This is a genomic window from Niameybacter massiliensis, assembly GCF_001282685.1.
Taxonomy (GTDB): domain Bacteria; phylum Bacillota; class Clostridia; order Lachnospirales; family Cellulosilyticaceae; genus Holtiella; species Holtiella tumoricola.
Genome location: NZ_LN875035.1, coordinates 1,436,783 through 1,449,579, shown reverse-complemented (window position 1 = coordinate 1,449,579; position 12,797 = coordinate 1,436,783). Strand labels below are relative to the sequence as shown.

The window sequence follows — 12,797 nt, the reverse complement described above, 5'->3', positions numbered from 1 at the left end:
CGTTAAAAATGTAACGGGGGGAATATGCGAATGGAGGACAAGAAGATGGGCTATAAATTAAGCTTTGAAACAGTTAACAGTCTCTTTAACGAATTAAGAAAAGAGTACAAAATTTATGCACCAAAAAGATTTCCAAAAGCAGGACGTTACTCAGATACAGATATTATCCGTTACGCTGAGATCAAAAATGTAGAAGAAATCGTATTTGACGAAAAATCTGACTATCCAGCAAAAGATGTGGTTTCACCAATCACTCAAACTTTATTCTACTTCACAGAAGATGAATACCGTGAAGCTAAAGTTCACGATAAAAAAGTTTTAATCTTTGCTAGACCTTGTGATATTAATGCACAAATGAACCAAGATAAAATTTTCTTAGAAAACGGTTTTGAAGATACTTTCTACAAACGTATGAGAGATAAAGTAAACTACGTAATGATGGAATGTTCTTCAAGTGAAGATACATGTTTCTGCTGTTCAATGGGAACAAACAAAACAGATAACTATGGCTTAGCTGCTCGCTTCGAAGACGGACAAGTTCTTATTAGCGTTAAAGATGAAAAATTCGCTCCTTACTTTGAAGGTAAAGAAGAAGCTGAATACACAGTTAAATTCATCGAAGAAAACCAAACAAAAGTTACAATCCCAACAATTCCAAACAAAGAAGTTCTTAACAAACTTAAAGAACATGAAATGTGGAATGAATTCAACAAACGTTGTATCAGTTGCGGAAGCTGTACAATTGCTTGTAGCACATGTACATGTTTCACAACAACAGATATTGCTTACAATGAAAATGGTTCAGTAGGTGAAAGAAGAAGAACTGCTGCATCTTGTCAAGTTGCAGGATTTGACGAAATGGCTGGTGGTCATGACTTTAGAAAAACAACTGCTGCTCGTTACAGATATAAAACACTTCACAAAATCCATGATTACAACGAAAAATTTGGCGAAGGCCATATGTGTGTAGGTTGTGGTAGATGTACTGAAAGATGTCCAGAGTTCATCTCATTCTCAGCGACAATCGAAAAAGTAAACAAAGCTGTAAAAGAAATCTGCGGAGGTGAATGCAATGCATAATGAATTAATGCCAGTAGCTTGTCAAATTCTTGAGTTCAAACAAGAAACAGAAACAGAATTCACAATTAAAGTTGCAACAGGTGACCTTAAAGTTGAACATGGTCAATTCTGTCAATTATCACTTCCTAAAATTGGTGAATGTCCAATCTCTGTAAGTGATTACGGCGATGGCTGGATGGATTTCACAATCCGTGCAGTTGGTAAAGTAACTGACGAAGTATTCAAACTTGAAGCAGGTGATACTTTATTCGTTCGTGGTGCATACGGTAAAGGTTGGCCAGTAGATCAATTCAAAGGTAAAAACGTTGTAATCATCGCTGGTGGTACAGGTGTTGCTCCAGTTAAAAGTATGATCAACAAATTTGCAAATGAAGAAGGTTTCGCACAAAGCGTAAACATCATTGCAGGTTTCAAAGATGAAAACGGTATCCTTTTCAAAGATACACTTAAAGTTTGGGAAGAAAAATTCAATACTATCTTCACATTAGATAGAGATGAAAAAGAAGGATTTAGAACAGGTCTTGTAACTAAATTCATCGAAGAAATCCCATTCAAAGATTTTGGTGATAACTATGAAGTAGTAATCGTTGGACCACCAATCATGATGCATTTTGCAGGTCTTGAATGTGTAAAACAAGGTATTCCAGAAGAAAAAATCTGGGTTTCATTTGAAAGAAAAATGTCATGTGCAATCGGTAAATGTGGACACTGCCGTATCGATGAGACATACGTATGTCTTGAAGGACCAGTATTCAACTACACTGTAGCAAAACAATTAATTGACTAGGAGGCCACACAATGAATCACGATATTGATGTAAAAGCAACCAGAATTAACTGTTTCCGTCAATCTAAAATAGCTGGAGAATTCATGTTACAATTACGTGTTCCAGGTTCTATTATCGATGCGAAACATTTACAAGCTGTACAACATATAGCACAAACTTGGGGTGATGGCACATTCCACGTAGGTATGAGACATACACTTAATATCCCAGGTATTAAATATCCAAGCATTCCAGAAGTTAACGAATACATCAACGAATACATCAAAGAAGTAGAAGTTGTTGAATGTGACGCTGAAATGGAAACATGTGGTAAAGGTTACCCAACAATTGGTGCACGTAACATCATGGCTTGTATCGGTAACACACATTGTATTAAAGCTAATATCAATACACATGAATTAGCTAAAAAAATCGAAAAAGAAGTATTCCCAAGTCACTACCACATTAAAACAGCTGTTTCAGGTTGTCCAAATGACTGTGGTAAAGGTCACTTCAATGACTTCGGTGTAATCGGTATTGCTAAAATGAACTACGATAGAGATCGTTGTATCGGATGTGGCGCATGTGTTGAAGCTTGTTCACACCATGCTACTCGCGTACTTTCATTAGTAAATGGTAAAATCGAAAAAGATACATGTTGTTGTGTAGGTTGTGGTGAGTGTGTAATCGCTTGTCCAACAAGCGCATGGACACGTGATCCTCAAAAATTCTATAGAATCATGCTTGGTGGTCGTACAGGTAAACAATATCCACGTATGGGTAAAATGTTTGCTAACTGGGTAACAGAAGATGTAGTACTTTCTATCTTCAGAAACTGGCCAAAATTCTCTGCATGGGCACTTGATTACAAACCAGTTTACCTTCACGGTGGTCACTTAATCGATAGAGCTGGATACATCAAATTCAAAGAACTTATTCTTGAAGGTGTTGAACTTAATCCAGAAGCTCAAATTGCTGAACGTATTTACTGGCATGAAGATGAAAAACGTGCTAACATTAACGTTAAACCAATTGCTAAACACAATTCAGCAGGTCCTGGTAGCCAAGACGGTCACCACTAAGATTTAGTTTATAGAGTCTTTACAAAAGATAAACTAATTTGATATACATCAGATAAAATGGGCAGGGTATTATAGGGGGCATTCTATAATACTCTGCTTTTTTATTAGGTAAGTAATAATTATTATTATTATTTTGAGTTTAGTAGTATTTTTAACTGGTAATAAATATAGTATAATAAAGGATGCAAAAGTTTATTGACTTAAATTAAGAGGTGGATAATGGATATTGCAGTAATTGGACTGAGTCATGTTACGGCTCCAGTCGAAGTTAGGGAAAAAGTAAGCTTTACAGATTCTAAAAAGATGGAAATTATAGATATACTTTTAGAAAAGTCAAGCAAGGAACTTGTCATTGTTTCAACGTGCAATCGTAGTGAACTTTATATTGCAGCAAAGAACATTGAAAATGCAATAGAAGATGTACATGAGTTATTAAATACAATATTAGGACAAGAAGCAAAAAGCTACCTTTATATAGAAACGGGAGAAGAAGCAATTAAGCATCTATTTGATGTAGCAGCAGGTCTAAAGTCTATAGTTATTGGAGAAGATCAAATACTTGGACAGGTAAAAGATGCACATGCTTTTGCTATGGAGATAGGTGCTAGTGGAAAAGTGCTCAATAAACTATTTAGAGAAGCCATCACTTGTGGCAAACTTATTCGTAGTGAACTTAAAATATCAGAATATCCTCTATCTATTAGCTATATAGGTATTAAGTTTTTAAAAGAAAGGCTAGGAACATTAGCAGATAAAAAGATACTTGTACTAGGTGCAGGGAAAATGAGTAAACTATCTTTAAAATATCTAGCTTTAGAAGAGCCAGAAGTAATCTATATTGCTAATCGTACATTCTGTAAAGCAAGTGATTTAGCAGATGAGATAGACAAGGCTATACCAGTAGGATTTGATAAACGCTATGAGTTATTACAAGAGGTAGATGTAGTAATTACTTCAACAGCTTCACCACACCTTGTATTGCTAAAAGAACAAATGCCACATTTAAACAAACCTCTTACTATATTAGATATTGCAATGCCACGTGATGTTGAGAGTCAAGTTGCTACATTAGAAGATGTAAGTCTTTATGATGTGGATGACTTACAAGATATATCAGATAAAAATAGTGCTAAACGCGAAGAACTAGCAGAGGAAGCAGCAAAAATAACTAGAAGCTATGTAGAAGAATTTATTACATGGCTTAAGATGACAAAAATTGATCCAACGATACAATCACTCAATGAGAAATGCCAAGAAATTCATAGAGATAGTATGCATTATATAGAAAACAAACTGGACCTTACATCAAGAGAACATAAAATTATTGATAAGATGATGATGGCCTCTTTAAAACGTTTAATCAGAGAACCTGTTAAAGCGTTAAAAGAAATGGATGACACAACGAAACAAGAAGCTTATATGTCTATGTTGCAGGAACTTTTTGACCTTTAAATATAAGTTCTTTAGTGCATAATAGAATAAAGGAAGCAAAAGATTGAAATTAAGCAAAAGATTAGGATGGTGACGAGGATGAAAGTTGTTGTAGGGACAAGAGGAAGTAAGCTTGCACTAACACAATCCAAATGGGTAGTTAGTCAACTAGAAGCTTGTAATCCTGAAGTAGAATTTGAAATAAAAATTATAAAAACTAAAGGAGACCTTATTCAAAATGTACCTTTAGATAAAATTGGAGATAAAGGACTCTTTGTAAAAGAGATTGAACAACAGCTTTTAGATGGAGAAATTGATTTAGCAATTCATAGTATGAAAGATATGCCAAGCGAAGTATGCAAAGGCTTACAATTTACTTATACACCTGTTAGAGAAGATATAAGAGATGTACTTATCTTAAAACAACCTATTAATGATTTATCTGAACTTCCTCATGGTGCACGTATTGGAACAGGAAGTAAACGTCGTAAATATCAACTTTTAGAAGCTAGACCAGATCTTCAAATTGAGCCGATTCGGGGAAATATTGATACACGTATTAGCAAAATTGAAACAGAAAACTTAGATGGTATTGTACTTGCGGCAGCGGGTGTTAGACGTATTGGAAGAGAAGATGAAATAGGCTATTATTTACCAGTAGATGTGGTTTTACCAGCACCAGCACAAGGAGCATTAGCTATAGAAATTCGCGAAAATGATGAACGTATTTATAACTTAATTCGTCCAATTGAAGATATGAAAAGTCAAATACAGATAGAGGCAGAGCGTGCTTTCCTTGCGGGTGTAGAAGGTAGTTGCCACTTACCAATTGGTGCTTATGCCAATCTTGAAGCAGGAAGACTTCATTTAACAGCTTTACTAGGTGATGAAGAGGGAACAAAACTTGTAAAACAAGCATTAACAAGTGAATGCAATAGTATTGAAGTAGCTAGACAGATAGGGTATAAATTAGCAGACAGCGTAATGGAGGAGCTAAACAGATGAGTGGAAAAGTTTATTTAGTAGGTGCAGGACCAGGAGACTTTAGACTGTTAACTTTAAAAGGATTGGATTGTATTAAAGAAGCTGAAGTACTTGTATATGATAGATTAGCAAATGCAGAGTACTTAAAGCTTGCAAGACCAGATGCAGAATTAATCTATGTTGGGAAAGCTTCTAGCAATCATACAATGACTCAAGATGAAATCAACGAAGTCTTAGCTGTAAAAGCAAAAGAAGGAAAAGTGGTAACACGTCTTAAAGGGGGAGACCCATATGTATTTGGACGTGGCGGCGAAGAAGGTGAATATTTATTAGAAAGAGATATTCCTTTTGAAGTTGTACCAGGTATTACTTCTGCTATTGGTGGACTTTGCTATGCAGGTATTCCTATTACTCATCGTGACTATACACCATCTTTCCATGTTATTACTGGACATCTTAAAGATGAGACAAAAGACCGTATTAACTGGAGTGCACTTGCGAGTATGCAAGGAACACTTGTTTTCTTAATGGGACTTAGTAATTTAAATAAAATTTGTACCAACTTAATGCAGAATGGATTAGCAGAATCTACTCCAGCAGCAGTTATCAATTGGGCAACAAGAGCCAATCAAAAAGTAGCAACAGGTACACTTTTAACAATTGAAGAAGAAGTGAAAAAAGCAGGGCTTACTTCTCCAAGCTTAATTGTAGTAGGTGAAGTGGTTCAGTTACGTGATAAACTTAATTTCTTTGAAAAACGCCCTCTCTTTGGAAAAAATATTGTTGTAACACGTTCTCGTACACAAAGTAGTGACCTTAAAGCTAAGCTTCAAGAGTTAGGAGCAAATGTTTTTGAAATTCCAACAATAGAGATTGTGGCAAGACAGACAGATGAGATAGATGAAACTTTAAATAGATTAAATGACTATACTTATGTTGTATTTGGTAGTCAAAATGCGGTAAGTTTATTCTTTGATAGGCTTTATGGATTAGGAAAAGATGCAAGAGCACTTTCTAATCTTAAAGTTGTAGCAGTAGGAAGTGCTACTGCAAAGATACTTGAAGCTTATGGTATTCGCCCAGACTTTATGCCAGAGCGCTTTACACAAGAAAGTATTGCTGAACTTTTAGAAAGTAAATTGACAAATGAAGATAAAGTACTTATGCCACAAGGAAGCCTAGCGCGTGATATCCTTTCTACACGTTTACAAACGATTTGCCAAGTAGAACAACTTTTAATGTATGACACAGTGCTTAATAAAAATTCTAAAGCATTATTAAAAGAAATTTTAGATGAAGAGACTATTGATTATATTACTTTCACAAGTTCTTCAACAGCTAATAATTTAATGGCACTTTTAGATGAAGAATATAAAGAAAAAGTTAAGACAATAAAATGTGTTTCTATTGGTGAAATTACAAGCAAAGCCATGAGAAACTTAGGATTAGAAGTATATAGAGAAGCAAATCCTTTTACCATAGAAGGTTTGATTGAGTGTTTATGTGAAGCATAAACAGATTTCTTAGTTCAGGTGGAGTTTGATACTCCATTTGAACTTTAGAAATCGTTATCTAGGGACGTAGCATCCGTTTACTCCAGTTTATAAAGGATGGAGTATTACGGATGGTAGTCATCAGATAAATAAATTTGCCAGACTTTGTATATAGGAGTAAAATTGAAAGGATGTATACTGATGTTATAAACAAACAGTATACAAAAAGTCTAATAGATAGAAAGAAGGCTATATGATGATTAAAAGACCAAGAAGATTACGTGGTAATTTAGCAATTCGAGAAATGGTAAGAGAAACAACACTAGAAAGAAGAAACCTTGTGTACCCTATCTTTGTAGTAGAAGGTACAAATAAAAAAGAAGAAATATCTTCTTTAAAGGGCATCTTCCATTATTCTGTTGACCGTTTAGAAGAAGAAATTAAAGAACTTGTAGACCTTGGTATTAAATATGTAATTTTATTTGGTGTGCCAGATGAAAAAGATGCTTTTGGAAAAGAAGCTTACAGTGAAACAGGTATTGTACAACAAGCTATTCGCAAAGTGAAAGAGCTTGCACCAGAGATATATGTGATTACAGATGTATGTATGTGCCAATATACCGACCACGGTCACTGTGGTATTTTAGATAAAACAGGAAATGTGCAAAATGATGTGACACTTTCTTACTTAGCGCGTATTGCAGTAAGCCATGCAGTTGCAGGTGCTGATATGGTAGCGCCATCAGATATGATGGATGGAAGAGTAGGTGCTATTCGTACAGCATTAGATGAAGCAGGATTTATGAATGTACCTATTATGGCTTATAGCGCAAAATACGCTTCAAGCTTCTATGGACCATTCCGTGCGGCAGCACATTCAGCACCTGCATTTGGAGATCGTAAAACATACCAAATGGATATTTCAAACACAGATGAAGCTTTACGTGAAGTAGAGCTTGATATTGAAGAAGGTGCAGATATTGTTATGGTTAAGCCAGCACTTTCTTATTTAGATATTATTAGACGTGTAAAAGATAACTTTAACATGCCTATTGCAGCCTACAATGTAAGCGGTGAGTATGCTATGATCAAATTAGCAGTAGAAAATGGCCTTTTAGATGAGAAAGCAATTTATGAAAGTGTGCTTTCTATCAAACGTGCAGGAGCAGATATTATTATTACTTACTTTGCAAAAGAATTATGTAAGTGGATATAGGATGGTGGAGATTACGATGGAACATAAACGTTCAGCAGAGATTTTTGAAGAAGCAGTAAAGTATATTCCAGGTGGGGTAAATAGCCCTGTTCGTGCATTTAAATCAGTAGGAATTAATCCTATTTTTATTGATCATGCACATGGAAGTCATATTTGGGATGTAGATGGTAATGAATATATTGATTTTATTTGTTCATGGGGCCCTCTTATTTTAGGTCATAGTAATGAACAAATTACAGCGGGTATTGCCGATATGGTAGCTAAAGGAACAAGCTATGGTGTACCTACTGCTATTGAAGTTGAAATGGCAAAACTTATTGTAGATGCCTATAAAGGAATAGATAAAGTACGTATGGTAAACTCTGGTACAGAAGCGACAATGAGCGCTTTACGTGTAGCAAGAGGTTACACAGGACGTAACAAGATTCTTAAATTTGAAGGATGCTACCATGGGCATTCAGATGCATTACTTGTAAAATCAGGTTCAGGTACAATTACTTATGGTGTACCAACTAGCCCAGGTGTACCAGCTGATGTTGTTAAACATACACTTGTAACACCATACAACAACATTGAAGCATTAGAAGCCATCTTCAATGAACAAGGTGACGACATTGCAGCTGTTATTGTAGAACCAATTGGTGGAAACATGGGACTTGTACCAGCAGAGCGTGACTTCTTAGAGGCACTTCGTAAAATAACACAAGAACATGGTACAGTACTTATCTTTGATGAAGTTATTACTGGATTTAGAATTGCATATGGTAGCAGCCGTGAGTACTTTGATATTGAACCAGATATGGTATGCTTTGGTAAGATTATTGGAGGCGGCCTTCCAGTAGGTGCTTACGCAGGGAAAGCAGAAATTATGGATATGGTTTCACCAGTAGGACCAGTTTATCAAGCAGGTACATTGTCAGGTAACCCACTTGCTATGTACATTGGTAAGAAACAACTTGAATACTTACGTGACCATCAAGAGGTCTATAAAGAATTAGAAGAAAAAGCGAACTACCTTGCAGAAGGTATCCGTACACATTTAAAAGATTTAGGCTTAAATTATCATGTAGCACAAGCAGGTTCATTAGTATGTCTCTTCTTCACAGATAAAGAAGTACGTAACTATGAGGATGCCATGACATGTGATACAGAGAAATTTAATCATTACTTCCAAGCTTTACTCGAACAAGGTGTTCTCGTTGGACCAGCTCAATACGAAGCAATGTTCTTAAGTACAGCACATACAAAAGAAGATTTAGATAAGGCACTTGTTGCAATCGGCAATGCATTACGTGTAGCACATCAATAAATAAAAGGGTTAGAAACTGTATAGTTTCTGACCCTTTTATTTATTTGAAAAATAGAGTTTATTTGAAGTAAGTATGAAATTCATCTAAAGTAGGTAAGGAAATCTGGGCACCTTTTCTTTGAACGGTGATAGAGGCAACTTGATTAGCAAAATGAGTAGCAGCCTCTAAGTCATATCCTTGATTTAGGCCTAAAGCAAGTGCGCCTGTAAAAGAATCACCCGCAGCAGTTGTATCGATAGCATCAACTTCATAGCCAGGAATTGAGATAAAGTTATTCATGGTTACAATAACAGCACCTTTAGCGCCTATTGTAACGATAACAGCTTTGATACCCTGTGCAAGAAGTTTATGACAGGCATACTTAATATCTTTGAGTGTATTGATTTTAGTATCTGTTAAAATCTCAAGTTCTGTTTCATTAGGAGTTAAGATATCTACATTTTTTAATAGGTTAGCATCTAATTTACATGCTGGAGCAGGATTAAGAATAACTGTTTTATTGAGCTCTTTAGCTTTTTGAATTGCATAGAAAACAGTGGTTAATGGAACTTCAAGTTGTAAGATTATAAATTCACTTTTTTCTAGAAGATGAATTTCTTCATCAATATGCTGCGTAGTTAATTCGTAATTCGCTCCTGGAACAAGAATAATTTTATTATCTCCATGGTCATCAACATTGATAAAAGCAGTACCAGTAGTAGAAGTGCAACGTTTAATACCTTGTATACCAATACCATGATTAGATAAGTTTTGAATTAATTTATCCCCAAAGCCATCGTTGCCTATAGCACCTATCATTTCAACAGATCCGTTTAGTTTACCAATTGACATAGCTTGATTAGCACCTTTACCACCAGGGATTTCGAGATAGCGTGTTGAAGAGATTGTTTCACCTACTTGAGGGAAATAAGATGTATATAGAACAAGGTCCATATTTAAACTGCCAATAACTGTAATCATTGTATCACCTTCTTTCTAAAAGGAATAAAAGTTAATATTCTCTTATTTTAAAATGACTAAATGCTGTTCGCCCCATAGAAAGACGGCTACAGCCGTACATTCCATAAGTAAAAGTAGAATCATTATAAGCAATAAGTTGTTTACCATTAATAAATACTTCTAATAATACATTATTACAGCTAAACGAAACGGTATATTCTGTATTAAAAGTCCAGTCGAAGGGTACTTCGGTAAGTTTGGTAAATCCAAAATCATTGAGGTAGAGAGCTACAAAGCCAGGCCTATCAAAACCAGCATGATAGCCTTTTTGGGCACCTTGAGCACGTACAGATAGCATATGGGTATTTCCATGAAGAGGTGTAATAATAGCAGTAACTACATAATTTTTTGCAAAATAGTTACCAGCATAGGATTCAGCATATCCATATGACATGGCTAACATTTTATCATTTTCTAAGCTCCAAGCACCATAATTATGTGAGAAGGGTGATATAGAACCAAAGTTAGATTTTTGTTTAGAAAAATCTATACTATAAGTTGATGGACCAGAAATTTTAAAATCGTCTAAATAGATGCAACCTAAACTTTTAAACTTTGCGGGAGAGTAACTTTCTAGTATAATACCTACTTCATCAATGAGGTCACCTTCAGTACTAGGAATAATAAATTCTACATCTAACCATTCTTGGTCAATAAGTTTAATATAGCCTTGAATTATATCCTGTTTACTATTTGCTAAATGAATATAAGGAGCAAAGCCCATTGTCTCATTTCCATTCCATTGATCTAAATAAATTTTCATAGATACTATTTGTCCAGAATATACAGTAGGAGAAAAGACAGGACTATAGCGTTCATCACTAAAATCACTTCTTAAATAATAAGGTTTATAATAAACTTTGCAGTTTTGGCCACGAGACATACGATCAAAGAGAATCTTAAGTGAACCATTACTGTTATAACCATGATCAAAAGTATGCTCTATACTACATAAGAAGGAGTCAGAAAGGCGAATATTATGAGTGGAGCCTGGAAGTTCAAAGTCAAAATAAATTTCACCTTCTTTGAAACTATTTTTTAAAGATAGAGGTGCTTCTTCCTGTGCTAAACGATATCCTAAAAGGGCAAGTTCTTTTGCATAAGAAGGAATATCTAAAATATTCAAGTAACCAGAGATAGAAGAGAGTACAATGCTATCATTAATAGGATCTCTATATCTTTTCGCTAAACCTGTTATACCACACATTACACCGAGAACTGTACCTACATTGCCAGCATTACAATCAGTATCCCAGCCACACATAGTGGCAATTTCGATAGTACGATTGAATTCACCTTTTCCATAGAGCATTGCTAAAATACATACACCAGCATTCGGAATTATGTGACAGACACCTTTGTATTTATCATAACCCCAGTAATTTTCTAGCATAGAACGGCATGCTCTAAAATCATTAGGATTTTCTTCGTAGAACTTGATAACGGCTTGTGCTACAGCATAGTATGTAGAAGTTTTCGGTATATAAGATAGTCCAGTATCGATAATTTCTCTAATATTAGAGCTTTCAAAAGCTTTTGAAATAGCAGCGCAGAAAAATCTAGCACCGTTAATACCATCTCCGTCATGAGATACACTTGCTGCATATTCTCCATATTGGGCAGCTTTTTCAGGGTTACAAGGTAGAACTAGCCCCCAGGTATCAATAAAAATTTGGCCACCAATTTGTTCAGCTAAAATTTGACCATTTTGTTCGATAGAACCCGATTTTGGAGCAGGGATACCCATTTTTAAGTTTTGATAAGCAGTGTGTTCTGTACTAATTCCATAACCACCCCACCAAAACATGCCCTTTTCCTCTCTAGCATAATTGAGCCAAGCACGTGCAACATCTTGTGGGACTAATTCACGGTCTTTAGCATCATCATAAAGTGCACGTAAGAAAAAAACAGGTCCATTAGCATCATCATCTGCAGCGAAATTTTTGTAAGTTTTTACATAGCTTGTTATATCACCATATGTATTTTGGATACGTTCATAAGTCCAAAGAGTAGGTTCTACAGGTGCACCAAGACGTATACCAATATTCATTCCGAGAAAACCAGCATAGACTTTTTCTAAATAGTTATTAGGAATCATAAAGTTGCCTCCTCATAAAGTGTAGTAATTAAATTTCTAATTCCATAAGAGGTGCATGTTGCTGGGAACCATAAACATCTCTTTCAAAACAAGTACCAGATGAAATTTTTCTAGCATAAGTAATTTTAATACCTAATGCAGTATCAAAGAAGATAATATCATTTATCATGCTTTCGTCCATATGATAAAGCTTTGCAATCGTAGATTTAGTAATCTTATTACTATTTTTTACAAGATTATAAGAAGCTTCATTATCAAATAGTATATCTAGCGTAATTTCAAAAGGCCCAGAATTTTTGCTACGTAGTACTTTAGCTAGTTCATAGCATTTAGGCATT

At 35.1% G+C, this 12,797-nt stretch carries 11 protein-coding genes; 8 read left to right on the top strand and 3 right to left on the bottom strand.

The annotated features are described in order from the left end of the window. The first annotated feature begins 45 nt into the window (after positions 1 to 45). The 8 genes from asrA to hemL all read left to right on the top strand — a co-directional run bounded on the left by asrA (position 46) and on the right by hemL (position 9,361). Positions 46 to 1,080, top strand: a complete 1,035-nt coding sequence (asrA, locus tag BN2390_RS12195) for an anaerobic sulfite reductase subunit AsrA (protein ID WP_053986319.1) — start codon at positions 46 to 48, stop codon at positions 1,078 to 1,080. Further along, positions 1,073 to 1,867 carry an anaerobic sulfite reductase subunit AsrB gene (gene asrB, locus BN2390_RS12190; protein WP_053984623.1) on the top strand — a complete coding sequence of 265 codons (795 nt, stop codon included), beginning with the start codon at positions 1,073 to 1,075 and terminating at the stop codon, positions 1,865 to 1,867. Before asrA ends, asrB begins: the two co-directional genes overlap by 8 nt. An 11-nt stretch (positions 1,868 to 1,878) precedes the next feature. Next, entirely contained in the window at positions 1,879 to 2,928 is a 1,050-nt protein-coding gene (gene asrC / locus BN2390_RS12185) for a sulfite reductase subunit C (RefSeq protein ID WP_053984622.1), read from the top strand. Between the two features lie 219 nt (positions 2,929 to 3,147). Continuing rightward, positions 3,148 to 4,380 carry a glutamyl-tRNA reductase gene (gene hemA, locus BN2390_RS12180; RefSeq protein ID WP_053984621.1) on the top strand — a complete coding sequence of 411 codons (1,233 nt, stop codon included), beginning with the start codon at positions 3,148 to 3,150 and terminating at the stop codon, positions 4,378 to 4,380. A gap of 78 nt (positions 4,381 to 4,458) precedes the next feature. Next, on the top strand, positions 4,459 to 5,364 hold the full coding sequence (gene hemC / locus BN2390_RS12175) for a hydroxymethylbilane synthase (RefSeq protein ID WP_053984620.1): 906 nt from the start codon (positions 4,459 to 4,461) through the stop codon (positions 5,362 to 5,364). After that, a complete protein-coding gene (cobA, locus tag BN2390_RS12170) occupies positions 5,361 to 6,857 on the top strand; it encodes a uroporphyrinogen-III C-methyltransferase (RefSeq protein ID WP_053984619.1) in 1,497 nt (498 codons plus the stop codon). Before hemC ends, cobA begins: the two co-directional genes overlap by 4 nt. Positions 6,858 to 7,092: 235 nt before the next feature. Next, positions 7,093 to 8,052 carry a porphobilinogen synthase gene (hemB, locus tag BN2390_RS12165; RefSeq protein WP_053984618.1) on the top strand — a complete coding sequence of 320 codons (960 nt, stop codon included), beginning with the start codon at positions 7,093 to 7,095 and terminating at the stop codon, positions 8,050 to 8,052. Between the two features lie 16 nt (positions 8,053 to 8,068). Further along, on the top strand, positions 8,069 to 9,361 hold the full coding sequence (gene hemL, locus BN2390_RS12160) for a glutamate-1-semialdehyde 2,1-aminomutase (RefSeq protein ID WP_053986318.1): 1,293 nt from the start codon (positions 8,069 to 8,071) through the stop codon (positions 9,359 to 9,361). Between the two features lie 58 nt (positions 9,362 to 9,419). Here hemL and rbsK read toward each other — a convergent pair whose 3' ends face one another. From rbsK to BN2390_RS12145, 3 genes are read right to left on the bottom strand one after another with little or no spacing between them, the layout of a single operon-like run. After that, positions 9,420 to 10,322 carry a ribokinase gene (gene rbsK, locus BN2390_RS12155; RefSeq protein ID WP_053984617.1) on the bottom strand — a complete coding sequence of 301 codons (903 nt, stop codon included), beginning with the start codon at positions 10,320 to 10,322 and terminating at the stop codon, positions 9,420 to 9,422. A 31-nt stretch (positions 10,323 to 10,353) separates the two neighbouring features. Further along, positions 10,354 to 12,459, bottom strand: a complete 2,106-nt coding sequence (locus BN2390_RS12150; RefSeq protein ID WP_053984616.1) for an ADP-ribosylglycohydrolase family protein — start codon at positions 12,457 to 12,459, stop codon at positions 10,354 to 10,356. Positions 12,460 to 12,487: 28 nt separating this feature from the next. Further along, positions 12,488 to 12,796: a DUF4387 domain-containing protein gene (locus BN2390_RS12145; protein ID WP_053984615.1), complete on the bottom strand. Its 309-nt coding sequence runs from the start codon at positions 12,794 to 12,796 to the stop codon at positions 12,488 to 12,490. Position 12,797: the final 1 nt, after the last annotated feature.